This is a genomic window from Aeromonas sp. 97A (assembly GCF_051919185.1).
Taxonomy (GTDB): domain Bacteria; phylum Pseudomonadota; class Gammaproteobacteria; order Enterobacterales; family Aeromonadaceae; genus Aeromonas; species Aeromonas veronii.
In genome coordinates this window covers 1,841,365-1,857,945 of record NZ_JBQBFF010000001.1, presented here as the reverse complement: position 1 = coordinate 1,857,945, position 16,581 = coordinate 1,841,365, and the positions used below count along the sequence as shown (strand labels likewise).

Sequence of the window (16,581 nt, the reverse complement as noted above, 5' to 3'; positions counted from 1 at the left end):
CTACTGCGTGGGGACGGGATGGGTCTCACATTTTTACAGCGCGGTTTGGCGAGGGGAGGCAAGCCAAGTAACATGGCGTGACTTATGGCTGTGAAGCGAGACAGGTAACGCAATGAAGTTGGATGCGATTTTATGGGATTATGACGGTACTCTGGTCAATTCGGTGCCGAAGAATATCGATATCACCAAGCAGATCCTGGCTGAGGTCGCCCCCCATCTGACCGGAGAGTATCTGCCGCGCTATCTGCGCAGCGAAGCGGAGTATCACCATGCCAATCACGCCGCCAAAAACTGGCAGGCGCTCTATATGGATTACTACGGTTTGTCGCGGGACGAGATGGTGCTGGCTGGCAGTCTGTGGGCCAAGCATCAGGAGATGAACCGGACCGAGGTGCGTTTTTTTGCGGGGCTGGAGGCGGTGATTGACCATTTCTCTGCCATTCCCCACGGAATTTGTTCGCAGAACTCCCAAAAGAACATTCGCCGGGTACTGGAGCAGCATGGCGTGAACAGCCTCTTCAAGGCTGTGGTCGGCTATGATGACGTGCCCGGACAGCAGCAAAAACCCCATCCTTACGGTGGCCTCAAATGTCTGGAGTCTATCTTCGGCCCAGCTAGGTGCCAGTCGCTGATCTATATCGGTGACCATGAAGCGGATGTGCAGTTTGCCCGTCATTTGCAAGGGGCGCTTGGCGAGCAGAGCCGTGTGATCTCGGTGGCTGTCGCCTATAGCCGCGCGACCCCGGAGCGCTGGGAACACCAACCCGACCATATCGCCCGTGACGTCGAGGATCTGCTCCCCATCGTCGGGCAATATCTGTAACGCCGGTTGCAGATTGCCGTACGGAATAGACAAACGCCGATCAGTTGATCGGCGTTTGTCTATGGGAAGCCTGATGGTTTCACACTCAGCTGGCTTAACACCCTGTCTGTTTAATGATGGGCAACTTAAAACAGCAGTTGTGTCAGGTAGCCCATCAGGATCGCCATGCCGAGTATCACGGTAAGGAAGGCCGTAATCATCGGGGTTCTGAACATCGATTTGAGCAGGATCACCTCGGTCAGGCTGGCACCGGCACTGCCGATGATCAGCGCCATGACGGCGCCCATTCCCATCCCTTTACCCAGTAGTACCGACGCCAGCGGGATCACGGCCTCGGCACGAATATAGAGCGGGATCCCGACGATGGCGCTGAAGGGGATGGCCAGCGGGTTGTCGGCGCCAGCATGGGCGGCGATCCACTCGGCCGGAATAAAGCCATAGATAAATGAGCCGATAAGCACCCCCAGCAGCAGGAAGGGCAATACCGCTTTGAACTGCTGCCAGGCATCGAGGCGAGCTTTGACCCAGGCGGTGGGGAGCTGTGGTGCACGGGTAAGGGTTGCCGTGCCATCGCCGCAGCAGGAGAGGGTGGCCTGTTCTGCCATCTCTGGTTGAGGTGCCGGGCAGCACGCTGCCCCGTTGAGGGGTTTGATTGCGCGAATGGCACTGCGTTGGTTGTCACTGCAATGTGCTTGAGTGGTGGCGCGGGTTGCCGGGCCACAGCCGCTACCGCAAGAGGGGGTGGCCTCTTTGGGGTCGATGACATGGCGCTCGAACCCCAATCTGTCGAGCAGCATGCTCGCCATGACGGAGACGCTGGCGGCGATCACGGCGTAGAGCAGGGTCACTTTCCAGCCAAAGGTGGCCCACATCAAGCCGACGATGATGGGGTTCAGCAGTGGCGAGATAAACAGGAAGGTGAGGGTGGGGCCAAAGCCAGCCTTGGCCGAGAGCAATCCTCTCAGCATGGGGATGGTGGAGCAGCTGCAAAAGGGGGTGACGGCACCGAGCAGGGCCGAGAGCAGATAGCCCTTGCCATGGCGCGCCCCCAGCATCCGCTGGATCTTCTTGTCGGGGAGCTTCTGGCGGATCAGGCTGACCCCGGCGCTAATGACCAGAAACAGCACCGACAGCTCGACAGCCAGAAACAGGAACATCTGGGCTGCATCGGTCAGCATGGTTAACCACTCATTCATTGTCGTATCCTCACTTGGTTTCTATATTTCCAAAATAATCGAAATGAATGGCCGGTCAAGATATTTCTGGTATTATCGAAATATCAAATTCGTGGAGGGCGCAGAGATGCAACTGGAAGAGGTCGCCAAGGCATTGAAAGAGCTGGGTCATCCGACCCGGTTGTTTATCTTCAAGCATCTGGTCAAGGCGGGAGAGCAGGGGCTGCCGGTGGGTGAGCTGCAAAAGCAGCTGGCGATCCCCGCTTCCACCCTCAGCCACCATATCGCGGCGCTGGTCTCGGTGGGGCTGGTGAAGCAAAACCGGGAGAGTCGCACCCTGCTTTGCGTCTCTCAATACGCGGTGTTGGAGGAGATCATCGCCTTTTTCCGCGATGAGTGTTGCGTCAACAGCCCGGAGCATCGGCAAGATCAAAGGCAAGAGCTGCCTTCCTGAGGGCTATGGCTGCTAGTAGTGCTGCGCGCAATAAAAAAACGCCGATCATGCGATCGGCGTTTTGCATTGTTTTTCTCAGCTGCGGGCATTAACCCAGATTGGCTGCGACCTTGCTTTGGGCTTGTCCTTTGCGCTTGATGACAAAGCCAATGCCCAGTACCACCAGCCAGGCGGGGATCAGTTCGACTGAGATGCGGAAATCGGGGGTCATGTACATGATCACCAGGATACCAGCCATGAACGCGAGGCAGAGGTAGTTGCCGAAGGGATACCAGAACGCCTTGAACTTGGGCTGGACGCCTTCTGCGACCTTGGCCTTGCGGAACTTGAGGTGCGCGAGGCTGATCATCGCCCAGTTGATCACCAGTGCGGAGACCACCAGCGCCATCAGCAGGCCGAACGCCTTGCCCGGCATCAGGTAGTTGATCAGCACGCAGAGCAGGGTGGCGATGGCCGAGACCGAGAGGGCAACCAGTGGCACGCCGCTCTTGTTGGTCTTGAGCAGGGCTTTCGGGCCGTTGCCCTGTTTGGCCAGACCGAACAGCATCCGGCTGTTGCAGTAGACGCAGCTGTTGTAGACCGACAGTGCCGCCGTCAGCACCACGATGTTGAGTACGGTGGCGACCAGATTGCTGTCCAGAGCGTGGAAAATCATCACGAACGGGCTGCCGCCTTCCACCACTTTACCCCAAGGGTAGAGGGACATCAGGATAGCCAGAGCACCGATGTAGAAGATGAGGATGCGGTAGATCACCTGATTGGTGGCCTTGGGAATGCTCTTCTCGGGGTTGTCCGCTTCGGCGGCGGTAATGCCCACCAGCTCCAGACCGCCGAAGGAGAACATGATCACCGCCATCGCCATCACCAGACCGCTGATGCCGTTGGGGAAGAAACCGCCCTGAGCCCACAGGTTGGTGACGCTCGCCTCGGGTCCGCCGGCACCGGAGAGGAGCAGATAGCCGCCAAAGCCAATCATGCCGATGATGGCGACCACCTTGATGATGGCGAACCAGAACTCCATTTCGCCAAACGCTTTGACGTTGGAGAGATTGATGGCGTTGATCAGCACGAAGAAGAAGGCGGCCGACATCCAGGTCGGGATCTCGGGCCACCAGTACTGGACATAGATGCCCACCGCGGTCAGCTCGGCCATGCTCACCAGCACGTAGAGCACCCAGTAGTTCCAGCCGGACGCGAAACCGGCAAACTCACCCCAGTATTTGTAGGCAAAGTGGCTGAAGGAGCCGGCTACCGGCTCTTCCACCACCATTTCACCGAGCTGGCGCATGATCAGGAAGGCGATAAAGCCGCCGATGGCATAACCCAGCAGGACTGAGGGGCCTGCCATCTTGATGGTTTGGGCAATGCCCAGAAAGAGGCCGGTGCCGATGGCGCCGCCCAAAGCAATCAACTGAATGTGGCGGTTTTTAAGGCCGCGTTTCAGCTCCTCACCGTCTTGTTTCAAATCCATGGGTCTGTCCTTACGTCTCTGTTGTCTCTGGTTGGTGTTGGGCTCATCCTGAGCAGGCCGCAGTGCGTAGCCAAAACCTGACGAAAGCTGTATTTATTTCGTTACGCCATGCCATTTTCAATTTTTAGTGTTGGCTGGCAACCGAAGCAGAATAGTGATAATCCGCCATGAATGCACCTATTTTCCATCTCTAATGGCCGTATTTTGTACCAAAGGCAGCTTTTTCATGATTTGAAGAGGCTTCTTGGTAGTTTTTGGTTGATGTTTGTGCAATCGAATTCTGTTTTGTTGACATTTTGTCTTGTTGGTGTGCTTTTGTTGTGCCAAGCCACAAATGGATGCAAATGATGCCAAACAAGCAAGAGTACAGGGAAGAGTGCAGGGAGTTGGAGTACAGAGAGCGCGAAAGCGTGCTGCAACAAGGGGTTGCCCGGGGTGTGCTGGTGGCGCTCTGGTTAGGGATTGCTGCCAGTCCGCTGTTGTTGCTGGTGGCCGCCACCATGCTGCTGGGCTGGCTCTCGCTCGGTGATCAGGAGTTGCTGCACTACTGGCAGCTGCTGTTGCTGGTGGGTGGGGTAACGGGGGCGCTCGTTGGCGGCTGGTTGGCGGAGCGGGTTCGCCTGCGCCACGGTTTGCTGGCCTTCTATGCCCGGTTGATGAACAACCCTGAGCTCAATCGTTAGTGAACGCTGGCTGTTTGCCGAGCGCAGCAGAACGGAATCGAATAGCGGCTAACTGGCAGCGGGTGACAAGGGCACAACGCCAAGGTCGACAAGAAGAGGGATAAGCATTTGTGGTGCTTATCCCTTTTTTATCCACGCTTTTCACTGTCATCGATGTGAATTGCAGTTCGCCACAGCTGACTTTCGCCGCGACACTGTAATTTTTATCTTTTGTTGATGCCGATAGCTGTCAAGCTGGCTTAACAGAGCTGGCGGCGCAGACCGGTCGCCTCGAGGACCTTGGCGCTGATCTCCTCCACCGAGTGGGAGCTGGTATCGAGGAAGCGGATCGCCTCCTGGCGAAACAGCCTCTCCACGCAGGCCAGCTCCTGCTCGCACTGTTCGATGGAGGAGTAGCGGCTGTTAGCGCGGCGCTGGTTGCGGATCTCGTGCAGCCGCTGCGGCGCTATGGTGAGGCCAAACAGCTTGTGACGGTTGGCCTTGAGGGGGGCGGGCAGCTCCAGCATCCCCATGTCCTGCTCGATAAAGGGGTAGTTGGCGGCGCGAATGCCGAACTGCAGCGCCAGATAGAGGCTGGTGGGGGTCTTGCCGCAGCGGGAGACCCCGATCAGGATGATGTCCGCCTCATCGTACTCTTTGGTGGTGATGCCATCGTCGTTGGCCAGTGCGAAGTTGACCGCCTCGATGCGATCGTCATAGAGCTTGCGGTTCTCCATGCCGTGGGTGCGGTGGAGGCGGGGCTCGGCTTTGACCCCCAGCTCCTGCTCCAGCGGGCTGACGAAGGTGTTGAGAAAGTCGTGGCCGCACGCTTCCGATTTCAGTACCTCTTCCCGTACCTGCGGGTCGACGATGGTGTGAAACAGGATGGGGCGTACCCCGGTCTGGCGAAACTGCTCGTCGATCCGCATCCGTACCTGACGGGCTTTCTCCAGTGTCTCCACAAAGGGGATAGTGATCTGCTCGAAGGCCAGCGGAAACTGGCTCAATACCGCGTGACCGAACACTTCGGCAGTGATGGCGGTTCCGTCTGAAACATAAAATACGGTGTGCACGTAGGGCTCCTGTGATACCGCGGGTGGGGTCGCATGGGGTAAGGGGTGAGAAGTATCTCCCGAAACCATACCAGTTTTGTCAACCGGTCTGCTGTGCCCAAGTTGTGAAGTGGCTTGCAAACCTGAATCGTTATCTTTTTGTGTCGCCATTGTAGAATGTTCCGGTCATTCGACCATCCCCACCTCTTGCTCGGGGATTTTTTTGAAAACCAATAGAAAACGTTTTCATGGTCGTTGGCAACAAAAGAAACAGACAAGAACGCACCTGACTTACCCATAACCTCATCGATTAAATCGGGCGCACGAGGTGCTATGGCATCGGTGCCCACCAACCTGGAGACATCCAAGTGCAACAGTACGTGCTCTGGTACGAACAACTCGGAATGCAGGACGTAGAACGAGTTGGCGGCAAGAACGCATCCCTTGGCGAGATGATCAGCAACCTCTCTGGCGCCGGCGTATCCGTGCCGGGGGGCTTTGCCACCACCGCCTTTGCGTTTAACGAGTTTCTGGAGTCAAGCGGCCTCAACGGCAAGATCCACCATCTGCTCGACAATCTCGACGTGGACGATATCGCCGCCCTCAACCGGGCCGGTCAGCAGATCCGCGACTGGGTGATCGACGCCCCGTTCCAGCCCGAGCTGGAGCAGGCTATCCGGGTTGCCCATGAAAAGTTGAGTGCCGGTGTCGAAGCCTCGTTTGCGGTGCGCTCCTCCGCCACCGCCGAGGATATGCCGGACGCCTCCTTTGCCGGTCAGCAGGAGACCTTCCTCAACGTACGTGGCATCGATGCCGTCATGACGGCGGTCAAGCATGTGTTTGCTTCCCTGTTCAACGATCGCGCTATCTCCTATCGGGTGCATCAGGGCTACGACCACAAGGGTGTTGCCCTCTCGGCCGGGGTTCAGCGGATGGTGCGTTCCGATCTCGCCGCCTCCGGCGTCATGTTTACTCTGGATACCGAGTCCGGTTTCAACGACGTGGTCTTTATCACCGGCGCCCATGGTCTTGGCGAGATGGTGGTGCAGGGCGCGGTCAACCCGGATGAATTCTATGTGCACAAGCCGACCCTCAAGGGGGGGCGCCCGGCGGTGGTGCGCAAGACCCTCGGCTCCAAGCTTATCAAGATGACCTACTCGGACGATGCCGGTCACGGCCGCCAGGTGAAGATTGTCGACACCAATGAGGCCGAGCGCAGCCGCTTCTGCATCAGCGATGAGGAGGTGATGGCGCTGGCGAAACAGGCCCTCATCATCGAGCAGCACTATGGCCGCCCGATGGACATCGAGTGGGCCAAGGATGGTCAGGATGGCCAACTCTACATCGTGCAGGCCCGCCCGGAAACCGTGCGCAGCCGTCAGGAGGCCAACACCCTCGAGCGTTTTGCCCTCAAGCAAGCGGGCAAGGTGCTGATCGAGGGACGAGCCATCGGCCACAAGATTGGCGCGGGCCCGGCGCGGGTCATCTCTTCCATCAGCCAGATGGACGAAGTGCAGCCCGGCGATGTGCTGGTGACCGACATGACCGACCCGGACTGGGAGCCCATCATGAAGCGGGCCTCCGCCATCGTCACCAACCGGGGGGGGCGCACCTGTCACGCCGCCATTATCGCCCGCGAGCTGGGCATTCCGGCAGTGGTGGGCTGTGGCAACGCTACCGATCATATTCAGCCGGGCCAGCGGATCACCGTCTCCTGCGCGGAAGGGGATACCGGTTTTATCTATGACGGCGAGCTGGACTTCGACGTGGCGGTGACCGAGGTGGGCAATATGCCGCGCCTGCCCATCAAGATCATGATGAACGTCGGCAACCCGGACCGCGCTTTCGACTTTGCCCAGTTGCCCAATGCCGGGGTAGGACTGGCACGCCTTGAATTCATCATCAACCGGATGATCGGGGTGCACCCCAAGGCGCTGCTGGAGTTTGACCAGCAAACCCCAGAGCTCAAGGCCACCATCGGCAAGATGATCGCCGGTTACGACAGCCCGTGGGAGTTCTACGTGGCCAAGCTGACCGAGGGGATCGCCACTCTGGGGGCCGCGTTCTGGCCGGAGCGGGTGATCGTGCGGATGTCGGACTTCAAGTCCAACGAGTACGCCAATCTGGTGGGCGGTCGTGGCTACGAGCCCCACGAGGAGAACCCGATGATCGGTTTTCGTGGTGCGTCCCGCTACATTGCCGACAGCTTCCGCCCCTGCTTTGCCCTCGAGTGCGAGGCGATCAAGCGGGTGCGCGATGTGATGGGGTTGACCAACGTCGAGGTGATGATCCCCTTCGTGCGTACCGTGGGCGAGGCGGAGCAGGTGATCGACATCCTGGCCGAGAACGGTCTGCGCCGCGGCGAGCGGGGGCTCAAGGTGATCATGATGTGCGAGATCCCGAGCAACGCCCTCTTGGCAGACAAGTTCCTCGAGCACGTGGATGGCTTCTCCATCGGTTCCAACGACATGACCCAGCTCACCCTTGGGCTGGATCGGGATTCCGGGCTCATCGCCCATCTGTTCGACGAGCGTAACGAGGCGGTCAAGGCGCTGCTGGCGATGGCTATTCAGGCTGCGCGCAAGGCGGGCAAGTACGTGGGGATCTGCGGTCAGGGCCCATCCGATCACCCGGACTTCGCTGCCTGGCTGGTGGAGCAGGGGATCGACTCGGTGTCGCTCAACCCCGATACCGTGGTCGATACCTGGCTCTATCTGGCGGAGCAGCATGGCGCCAAGTAAGTCACTGTCAAAATGAGCAGCAGAAAGGGGGCCATGATGGCCCCCTTTGTTATTTGTCTGTCGCGACCTATTTCGGCTGCTGTTCGGCCCCCGACAGCTCGATCTGCACATTCACCCCTTCGCTCTTGAGCTTGGTGGCGATGGCGTTGAGATCGGTGCCCGATTTGGCCTCCAGCAGGGCTATGCCGCCGCTGCTCTGCTTGAAGTTCAAGCCGTGGCGAGTCGCCAGCGCCTTGGCGGTGGCATCGTCAGCTTCCACCAGCAGGGTGCCGCTGACGGTGAGCTCGGGGCTGGCGGCCCCTTGCATCAACACGTCACCGCGGCGCAGGGTCTGTTGCGGGACCTTGCTGTCAAGGCTGCGGGCGACCCGCTTCTTGCTGCCGTTGTCAGGAATGAGGTAGGTCTGGCCGTTCACCTCTATGGTGCTGTACTGCTTGCCATCCATGGTGACGGACTCCTCGGCGCAGAGCTGTCCCGAGAGGGGGGCCAGCAGGGTTGCCAGAAGCAAGGTAACAGGTTTGTTCATGGTAATACTCCTAGCGTGTTAGCTGCGGTTGGCATCGTGACCCAGGACCCGCAGGGACCATGAGATCAGCTTGCCCGGTTGGCGATTGTTGCGCTCGGTCAGGGTGGTACGCTCACGGGTCTCGCGATTGAGCAGAGAGACCTGACGGGTACCGTTGGCAACGTCGGTCACTTCCAGTCGCCATGTGCCTTGCGCCGATTCGCCGTAGAACTTGTTGGATAGCATCCGCATGTCGCGCAATCCCTTGGTTCGCACAAAGCCCAGTTGCTGCTGGTCGAGAGATTGGCCGACTAGGCTGTTGAAGGGGCTCAGCAGGATGCTGCGGGTGCCGGCGGGGGAGACCAGTTCGATCAGCAGATCGGGCAGACGCTGATGATCCAGACTCACCATCACCTGAACCGCTTCTACCGTCAATGGTGTCGCGATGCGGGTTGTTGAGCTGGTCGGGCTGTTGCCCACATCCGCAATGGCGGCGGCACTGCCGCTGACATTGATCTTCTGCCATGGCAGCTGTACCAGCGGGGGGAGGGGCTGGTGATTGGCTACCAGCTCAAGCGCCTTGTTGACGTCGATCAGACCGAAACCGTAAGTCGGGTTGAACCACATGCCGGCGGCATTGCGCTCCCACCCTTCCAGCCCTTTCACATCGCGCACCTTGCCGGTGCTGCTGGTGTAGCTGACCATCACAGGTTTCTGTGTGGCATCGACCCGGGTTGCGCTGCGCGCCAGCAGATCCCGCAGGTCACGTACCGACAGATCCGGGTAGGCGGACATCAGCAGCGCCATGGCGCCGGAGGTGCTGGGGGTGGCGGAGGAGGTGCCGTTCATCACGCCGTTGTAGTCGCAACTGGCATCCAGTTGCGGGTTGCCGTGCAGCCGGTTGGTGCTGGGATCGTCGGTGCGGTTGTAACCCATGTCGCAGCCGGGCAGATCCGTGGTCACCATCGCCGGAGCGTCGGTACCGTACTCGCCGCCGGTCGCGCTCAGGAAGATGTTGCTGCCGACGCTGGAGTAGGAGGATCTGACGCCATCGGCGTTGAGCGCGCTTACCACCAGGTTCCAGAAGTTGCTGTTGGAGGGATCGAGGTTGCTGTTTTCAAACGGCAATTTGGGGCCATTGCCGGTGCGGTTAAGCACATAGCCGCCCGCCGCTATTTTGTTGAAGCCGTTGCCGGCGGCCTTTATATAGGCCGCGCCCTGCGCCTTGAGGGTCTGCTGTTCAAACAGACGATCAAGCTGGGATTGATCCAGAGAGTTGGCAGAGCGGGGATCCACCACACTCATGCCGTAGCTCTGGTTGAACACCCGGTTGTCGCGGCTGGCATCGCTGTCGCCAAGGGCGTAGAGCCAATCTTTCTGCAACTGCTGGCTGTTGTCATCCAGCAGGTTGAACCCCTGCAGCTGAGCTCGCGGGGCAATCCCCTTGGTCCCGATGACGTTGTCTACCGCCGCAATGATGCCGGAGACCGAGGTGCCGTGGGCCGTATCCGGATCGGTCGGTGTCGGGTCATCGCTGCCGGTCACCACGTTTTTCGAACCCGGACGCACGTTGTCCGCCAGGTCCGGGTGGGCGATGGCCAGACCATCATCCACCACGGCCACATTGACTCCCTGGCCCAGCACGCCGGTGCGATGAGCCCACCAGAGGTTGAGATCATTGCCCGCTATACCGCCACGGGCGCTGAATCCATCCTGGCCACTGTTGAGCAGATACCACTGCTGATCCTGCAGGGGATTGGCTCCTGGCAGGCAGCGCTCGGTGCTGCTGCGTCCGATATCCATGCCGCTCTCCTTGCCGGTGAGCGGCGCACAACCTTCATTTGCCTGAACGAGCGCACTGGGCAGGGTCGACAGCAGTGCTGTGATCGCCAGTGCTAACGATGTTTGCTTCATTATTTTTTTAACTCCATCTTGGATCGCACCATCCTGAGTGCGACGGAAATCTATACACGGGTGGTAGGGGTTCAAAAAGAGCCATTTTCAAAAAACGCAATGCGGTTCAAAGAAATCCGATCTGGTTTATGGTAGGTATTCCAATGGCGCTGGTTATGTGTTTTATTGAGAATGGTTCTCACCGCTCACTACTGATCTTTTTATCTGTAATTCACTCCTCTCGCGGCTCTCCTTCGCCGCAGCCATCTCGATTCGGGGCAATCCCGAGGGGAGCTCGTGCGCTCTTGAACGTGAGCGGCATGGTTGTGTGTGCCAACGTGAGTACAGCTATGCATTCGGGGGTGACAGCAAGGGTGATGAGGTGGAACCAGCGGTTTATTGCTTGGCGGCGGTGGATGGCTCTGTTATGGTAATTAAAATAGCCGTTTGGATGGCTAGATTGCTGCGGTTTGAGGGGGTTAATCTCTGAGAGCCACCCCGCCGCAGTCCCATAGCTTGATGCGTACCTGACAGGGAGTCCCTATGCCGTTTCGTTCCTTCTTATCTTCTCCTTTGACTGCTTCCTTGCGCGCCACTGCTGGCGCCAGCACCTTTATTGCCGCGATGGCGGTCGGGAGCCTCTCTTTTTCCGCGGTTGCCGCCGATGCGTCCTTGCCGACCAAACAGGAGATCGTGATTGGTACTACGGTGGGGGATTTTGCCGACATGGTGACCGACTCCATCAAGCCGCAGCTGGAGGCCAAGGGGTACAAGGTCAAGCTGGTGGAGTTCACCGACTATGTGACTCCCAATATTGCTCTGGCTGACGGATCACTGGATGTGAACTGCTTCCAGCACAAACCCTATCTGGAGAGTTTTGCCAAAGATCGCGGCTTGTCGCTGGTGCCCATTACCCAGGTGCCAACCGGTCCGATGGGACTCTATTCCGGCAAGTTGGCAGCACTCGACAAGGTGAAAGAGGGGAGCACGGTGGCCATCCCCAACGATCCCACCAATCAGGCGCGGGCTCTGTTGATGCTGCAGGATCTTGGTTGGCTCACTCTCAAGGAGGGGATAAACCCGCTAAAAGCAAGCGAGTTTGATGTGGTGAACAATCCGCACAATCTCAAGCTGGTGTTGCTGGAGGCGGCGCAGTTGCCCCGCTCGCGGGAGGATGTGGACTTCTCGGTGATCAACGGTAATTTTGCTGCCTCCAGCGGTATCCCGTTCAGTGAAGGACTGTTTCTGGAGCGCAGCTACGATTTTATCAACTGGGTGGTGGTGAAAAGCGCAGATGCGGATCAGCCGTTTGCCAAAGATGTGGCGGCGGCCTACAACTCGGCGGCTTTCAAAGCCTATGCAGCCAAGCGTTTCGTCGGCTACAAGTACCCGCAAGGGTGGGGTGGCTAACTGTCGTGAACGTGGCCGGCTATACAACGAAAAACGCCCCGAATTCGAGGCGTTTTTTATGGCTCTGTCCCAATTACGTGTTGAAAGGCTAATCTTGAAGTAGGCCATCACCTTGAGGTCTACCATCATGGATACCCCAGCCTTTCAACACCTGTTGTCCCTTTTTCCCCAGTTAACCCTGCGCCAGCGCCGTGTTGCTCAGCAGGAGCTCACTGCACCCCACACAATTACCTCGCTCAATACTCAGTTACCGGCATGCAGTGGCTGCCCACATTGTCAGGCTGATGTCACCCAGCTGGCGCCTTGGGGATGGAGTCGGGGACTGCGCCGTTACCGTTGCAAACTGTGTCTGCGCACCAGCACCGTTCTGACCAAGACGCCCTTGGCCAGATTGCGTAAAGCACAGTACTGGGAAGACTACGCGCAAGCCCTCATCGAGGGACTGACTGTCCGCCAGGCCGCGCGGCGCTGTGGGATCAGCAAAAACACCGCGTTTCTCTGGCGTCACCGCTTCTTGCGCGCGATGGCAACCCATCAGGCCACCCGGGAAGAGGGCATCGTTGAGGTTGATGAGACCTTCTTCCTTGAATCGTTCAAGGGGCAGCGGGGACTGCCGCGTCCACCACGTCATCGCGGTGGTAAAGGTCAAACTCGTGGAACCGGGCCAGATTACATCCCGGTGATGGTGGTACAAGACCGTGCAGGCCACCATGCGGATTTCCAGTTGGAGAAAATAGATGCCGAGACGGTCATCGCGGTGTTGAAGCCGTTGGTGTCACCGGATGCGGTGCTGTGTAGCGATGGGGCGGGTGTGTATGCCTGTTTCAGCAAGGAACAGGGTATAACCCATCAGGTGGTGCGCAATCGTCAAGGCGAACGGGTGGTCGGTGCGTATCACATCCAGCACGTAAACGGGTATCACCATCGGTTGAAAGAGTGGATGGAGCGGTTCCATGGCGTGGCGACGCACTACCTGAAGCACTACCTGGGTTGGCGCAGGATGCTGGAGCGTTACGGAAAAGGCGTAAATATCAAAGCATGTTTACATGAGGCGCTGAGGCGCCCCATGCAACACGTAATTGGGACATAGCCTTTTTTATGGTATCAAGCCATCAACGGGCGCTTCACTGGTTGCGATAGAAGCGGTTCAGCTCGTTCATCACCTGGATCATGGCGCCCATATCCGGTGTGCCGTGCTTGATCGGGCGATAGCTGTTGCGCTCCAGCAGTTCGAAGTCACCCTGCTTGTTGAAGTGGGTGATGGTCTCCCCTTCATAGATGGCGAAGTCGTTCTGATCCCCGGCCAGCAGCCAGTTGCGCGGGCTGGTATCAAACAGCGAGCGGCCAACGCTGTAATCGCGCGCCGGATTGCGCACGCCCAGCATCCCCTGCATCAGGGTCGGCGCCAGATCGAAATGGCTGCTAGGTTGTTCCCGAACGTCACTGCCGCGCCCCGGCCAGGCCAGTACCAGCGGTACCTGCACCTGATAGGGTGAGTAGTTGCTGCCTGCGCCCCAGCTGTTGCTGCGGGTGTCGTTGAACTCCTGACCGTGGTTGGAGGTGATGACGACGATGGTGTTGCTGTCCATCCCCTGCGACTGCAATTTGGTCAGCATCTGCTCAAGCAACTGGTCGGTATAGAAGACCGAGTTCTTGTAGCGGTTCTCCAGTTTTTGCAGGTTCTCCGCCCGATAGGCGGTCGCCGGATTGAAGTTGGCAAGCTCCGGCTGGAACGGCCCCTTCATGGTGGCGGGCAACTGGTAGTCGCCGGGGCTCGAGAGATAGACCAGCGAGAACCAGGGACGCTCGGGAGAGCGCTTCTCCAGCCACTGTTGCCAGTCGGTCAGCAGCTTGCCATCGTCACTCTGTTCGGAGACAAACACCTGTTTGCGCAGACCGGCGAGGATGCTCTTGCGATACTTCTGGGCATCTTCCATCGCGCCGAACAGCCCGAACTGGTAATCCTGGCGCAGCATCTCGTCGAACAGCACCGGCGGACGTTTGTCGCTGCTGATGTCCTTGTAGTAGTGACCGGGCAACCCGTAGAAGAGGCTGAACATGCCCATCAGGTCGTCGTTGCCGCCACTCAGGTGATTGCGGAACGTCAGATGCTGATCCGCATAGCGCTGCAGATTGGGCATGTTGATGTTGTTGAGCATGTCAAAGCGCAGCGAATCGACCACCACAATCAGCAGATTGTTGTGAGTCAGGGGGGCGTTGACGTTGAGCGGGCGCAGCGGATAGTGCATCCGGCTGTCGCTGTTATCCCCCTGGGAAGCAGCCTGCTTCTCGTACTGATCCAGATCCAGCCAGCCATGTTTGGCCAGGAAGGAGCGGGCCGTCATGGGGTAGGAGAGGGGGAAGTTGGCTCTCTGCATGGTGATCGGCTGATAGAGGGTCGCATCCGCCCAGCTGTTGACCACGTGGGTCAGAATAAAGCAGATCAGCAGGGCCAGCCCCACCTGATTGCCGTACTGGCGGCGCTTGCGCTTGTTGATCTTGCGCCAGACATAGGCCGACAGCAGCAGTTGCAGCAGGAAGATGGTGGGCACGGCAACGAAGATGATGCTCCAGATTGAGCCCTCTTCGGTCTGCGCCTGATCCAGCAGCAACTGCCATACCTGACTGTTGAGGTGGAACTTGAACAGCCGGAATACCTGGGTGTCGATCAGCAGCAACACCAGCGCCAGGGTAGCGATGATGGCCGAGATGAACCGCAACGACTTCTCCTTGGGCAGCACGAAGCTGAGCGGGAAGATCGTCAACAGGTAGGTGACAAAACTCAAAAACGAGAAGTGGCCAATCCAGCTTACAACGAGATAGATCACGCCAAGCGTGGTCGATGGCCAGCTGATGGCACCCAGATAACGGGTGGCGATGAGCATGGCCAGAATAATGTTGAAGAAGGAGAACCAATGCCCCCAGGTGATCAGGCGAGAGACATTATCACGATAGGGGTTACCGGTTTCGACCATAGTGATCCATCTGCGTTGAGAAACGTCAAATCAACAGAGTCGGGGACTCAGTGTGCGTCGTGGCGATTATCGACCGATGCGGTCAGGGCCTGGACAAACTTTTCAGTGATGGCCTGGCGTTGGGCCGGTGCCATACCGTTGATGATATTGGTGGTCAGATTGCCAAGCACCATAAGGCTGAGATCTACCGGCGCTTTATGCTTTTCCAGCGCGGTGATCAGGTCGTTCATCAGGGCGTCAAATTGCTCGTTATTGTACTTTGATACGATAGGCATAATCTTCAGTTCATCTCGGTTCAAAGCGCCTTATAATACTTCACCCTTTCGGCTAACACTATGGCTTTGTGACATGAGTCTCGATATCGACAAGATCATTCTTCACTCCTTGCGCCAGGGCGGCGATGGTCAACCCCACGCCGATACCCGCAGCCAGACCCTGCCCCCTGATGAGGCGGTACAGGGACTGATGGCGGAACTGCATCGGATCTACAACGGCAAGGGCGGCAAGGGCTTTGGCTTCTTTGCCGACCCCGAGGCCGCCGTCGCCGAGCTGGCCGACGGTGAAGAGGCTCCCAAGCAGCCTTCACCCGCGTTTCGTATCGCCCTCGAACAGCTGCTCGCCGAGCAGACCGAATTCGTTCCCTTCTCGGTCACTGTGACCCAGATGCTGGTCAAGCAGCTGGTGGAGCACGCCCTCGATGAGCAGGGGGTGCTGCTGTTTGCCAAATATAACTACGTCGGGGTCGATTATCTGCTGATTGCTCTGCTGGAGGGCAAGGAGAGCGTCACCGTCAGCGAAGCGCTGGAATTGCGCCATATCCAGTATCTGGATATCGGCAAACTCAATCTGGTGGCCCGCATTGATTTGACCGAATGGAAAACCCAACCGGATTCGCGCCGCTATATCACTTTCAGCAAGGGGCGCATTGGTCGCAAACTGGGCGACTTCTTTATGGATCTGCTGGGTGCCCGCGAGGGCATGGATGCCAAGGTACAAAATAAAGGCTTGCTGCAGGCGGTCGAAGATTATTGCGACAGTCGTCAGCTCGAACCGACCGAGCGCAATGACTATAAAAAGCAGGTCTTCAAATATTGCACCGAACAGGCGAGTGCCGGTGAAGAGATCGAAATCAAGGAGCTGTCTGCAGAATTGCCCGGCGACGGTGATCTAGATTTTTACAGCTTTATCGGTCAGGAGTATGAGCTGGAAGAGCGCTTCCCGGCGGATCGCTCTACTCTGCGTGGTTTGACCAAGTTTGTCGGCTCCGGTGGCGGCCTGACTCTGAGCTTTGAGCAGAAGCTGTTGAACAGCCGGATCTTTTACGATCCCCAGACCGACACCCTGACCATCAAGGGTGTGCCGCCCAATCTCAAGGATCAGCTGCTGCGCCAGTCGTAGTCATGCTCCCGAGTGTGATCAA

14 protein-coding genes are annotated in these 16,581 nt (G+C 58.3%); 7 read left to right on the top strand and 7 right to left on the bottom strand.

Annotated features, from left to right (window positions below; all coding sequences use genetic code 11):
• The first annotated feature begins 112 nt into the window (after nucleotides 1–112).
• On the top strand, nucleotides 113–823 hold the full coding sequence (locus ACTG27_RS08265) for an HAD family hydrolase (RefSeq protein ID WP_429068242.1): 711 nt from the start codon (nucleotides 113–115) through the stop codon (nucleotides 821–823).
• A 125-nt stretch (nucleotides 824–948) separates the two neighbouring features.
• Here the strand turns inward: ACTG27_RS08265 and ACTG27_RS08260 are convergent, their stop codons facing one another.
• A complete protein-coding gene (locus tag ACTG27_RS08260) occupies nucleotides 949–2,019 on the bottom strand; it encodes a permease (protein ID WP_439979477.1) in 1,071 nt (356 codons plus the stop codon).
• 106 nt (nucleotides 2,020–2,125) lie between these two features.
• Between ACTG27_RS08260 and ACTG27_RS08255 the strand changes: the two genes are divergently transcribed.
• Nucleotides 2,126–2,452: an ArsR/SmtB family transcription factor gene (locus tag ACTG27_RS08255; protein ID WP_005344826.1), complete on the top strand. Its 327-nt coding sequence runs from the start codon at nucleotides 2,126–2,128 to the stop codon at nucleotides 2,450–2,452.
• 88 nt (nucleotides 2,453–2,540) lie between these two features.
• Here the strand turns inward: ACTG27_RS08255 and ACTG27_RS08250 are convergent, their stop codons facing one another.
• Nucleotides 2,541–3,923, bottom strand: a complete 1,383-nt coding sequence (locus ACTG27_RS08250) for an amino acid permease (protein ID WP_005352966.1) — start codon at nucleotides 3,921–3,923, stop codon at nucleotides 2,541–2,543.
• Nucleotides 3,924–4,309: 386 nt separating this feature from the next.
• Here ACTG27_RS08250 and ACTG27_RS08245 point away from each other — a divergent pair, with 386 nt between their 5' ends.
• Complete coding sequence (locus ACTG27_RS08245) at nucleotides 4,310–4,606, top strand: hypothetical protein (protein WP_234915263.1); 297 nt, start codon at nucleotides 4,310–4,312, stop codon at nucleotides 4,604–4,606.
• Between the two features lie 239 nt (nucleotides 4,607–4,845).
• On the opposite strand, the gene ppsR is transcribed toward ACTG27_RS08245, so the two are convergent.
• Entirely contained in the window at nucleotides 4,846–5,658 is an 813-nt protein-coding gene (ppsR, locus tag ACTG27_RS08240) for a posphoenolpyruvate synthetase regulatory kinase/phosphorylase PpsR (RefSeq protein WP_064336694.1), read from the bottom strand.
• A gap of 347 nt (nucleotides 5,659–6,005) precedes the next feature.
• Here ppsR and ppsA point away from each other — a divergent pair, with 347 nt between their 5' ends.
• On the top strand, nucleotides 6,006–8,378 hold the full coding sequence (ppsA, locus tag ACTG27_RS08235) for a phosphoenolpyruvate synthase (protein WP_323914963.1): 2,373 nt from the start codon (nucleotides 6,006–6,008) through the stop codon (nucleotides 8,376–8,378).
• A gap of 67 nt (nucleotides 8,379–8,445) precedes the next feature.
• Here the strand turns inward: ppsA and ACTG27_RS08230 are convergent, their stop codons facing one another.
• On the bottom strand, nucleotides 8,446–8,904 hold the full coding sequence (locus tag ACTG27_RS08230) for a serine protease chaperone (RefSeq protein WP_107684434.1): 459 nt from the start codon (nucleotides 8,902–8,904) through the stop codon (nucleotides 8,446–8,448).
• A gap of 18 nt (nucleotides 8,905–8,922) precedes the next feature.
• Nucleotides 8,923–10,797, bottom strand: a complete 1,875-nt coding sequence (asp, locus tag ACTG27_RS08225; RefSeq protein ID WP_439979476.1) for a serine protease Asp — start codon at nucleotides 10,795–10,797, stop codon at nucleotides 8,923–8,925.
• Between the two features lie 603 nt (nucleotides 10,798–11,400).
• Here asp and ACTG27_RS08220 point away from each other — a divergent pair.
• The gene (locus ACTG27_RS08220) at nucleotides 11,401–12,186 is read left to right on the top strand and encodes a MetQ/NlpA family ABC transporter substrate-binding protein (RefSeq protein ID WP_429076256.1); all 786 of its coding nucleotides are present in this window, start codon (nucleotides 11,401–11,403) and stop codon (nucleotides 12,184–12,186) included.
• Between the two features lie 127 nt (nucleotides 12,187–12,313).
• Nucleotides 12,314–13,276: an IS1595 family transposase gene (locus tag ACTG27_RS08215; RefSeq protein ID WP_439979475.1), complete on the top strand. Its 963-nt coding sequence runs from the start codon at nucleotides 12,314–12,316 to the stop codon at nucleotides 13,274–13,276.
• A gap of 34 nt (nucleotides 13,277–13,310) precedes the next feature.
• On the opposite strand, the gene ACTG27_RS08210 is transcribed toward ACTG27_RS08215, so the two are convergent.
• A complete protein-coding gene (locus tag ACTG27_RS08210; RefSeq protein WP_042053125.1) occupies nucleotides 13,311–15,161 on the bottom strand; it encodes a DUF3413 domain-containing protein in 1,851 nt (616 codons plus the stop codon).
• Nucleotides 15,162–15,208: 47 nt separating this feature from the next.
• Nucleotides 15,209–15,436 (bottom strand): YejL family protein, encoded by a 228-nt coding sequence (locus tag ACTG27_RS08205; RefSeq protein ID WP_005333874.1) that lies wholly within the window; start codon nucleotides 15,434–15,436, stop codon nucleotides 15,209–15,211.
• 73 nt (nucleotides 15,437–15,509) lie between these two features.
• Between ACTG27_RS08205 and yejK the strand changes: the two genes are divergently transcribed.
• Entirely contained in the window at nucleotides 15,510–16,559 is a 1,050-nt protein-coding gene (gene yejK / locus ACTG27_RS08200) for a nucleoid-associated protein YejK (protein WP_019445372.1), read from the top strand.
• The last annotated feature ends 22 nt before the right edge of the window (nucleotides 16,560–16,581 follow it).

Coding starts and splice junctions, on each gene's coding strand:
- ACTG27_RS08265 (WP_429068242.1), top strand. CDS start 113: ATGAAGTTGGATGCGATTTTATGGGATTATGACGGTACTCTGGTCAAT.
- ACTG27_RS08260 (WP_439979477.1), bottom strand. CDS start 2,019: ATGAATGAGTGGTTAACCATGCTGACCGATGCAGCCCAGATGTTCCTG.
- ACTG27_RS08255 (WP_005344826.1), top strand. CDS start 2,126: ATGCAACTGGAAGAGGTCGCCAAGGCATTGAAAGAGCTGGGTCATCCG.
- ACTG27_RS08250 (WP_005352966.1), bottom strand. CDS start 3,923: ATGGATTTGAAACAAGACGGTGAGGAGCTGAAACGCGGCCTTAAAAAC.
- ACTG27_RS08230 (WP_107684434.1), bottom strand. CDS start 8,904: ATGAACAAACCTGTTACCTTGCTTCTGGCAACCCTGCTGGCCCCCCTC.
- asp (WP_439979476.1), bottom strand. CDS start 10,797: ATGAAGCAAACATCGTTAGCACTGGCGATCACAGCACTGCTGTCGACC.
- ACTG27_RS08220 (WP_429076256.1), top strand. CDS start 11,401: ATGGCGGTCGGGAGCCTCTCTTTTTCCGCGGTTGCCGCCGATGCGTCC.
- ACTG27_RS08215 (WP_439979475.1), top strand. CDS start 12,314: ATGGATACCCCAGCCTTTCAACACCTGTTGTCCCTTTTTCCCCAGTTA.
- ACTG27_RS08210 (WP_042053125.1), bottom strand. CDS start 15,161: ATGGTCGAAACCGGTAACCCCTATCGTGATAATGTCTCTCGCCTGATC.
- ACTG27_RS08205 (WP_005333874.1), bottom strand. CDS start 15,436: ATGCCTATCGTATCAAAGTACAATAACGAGCAATTTGACGCCCTGATG.
- yejK (WP_019445372.1), top strand. CDS start 15,510: ATGAGTCTCGATATCGACAAGATCATTCTTCACTCCTTGCGCCAGGGC.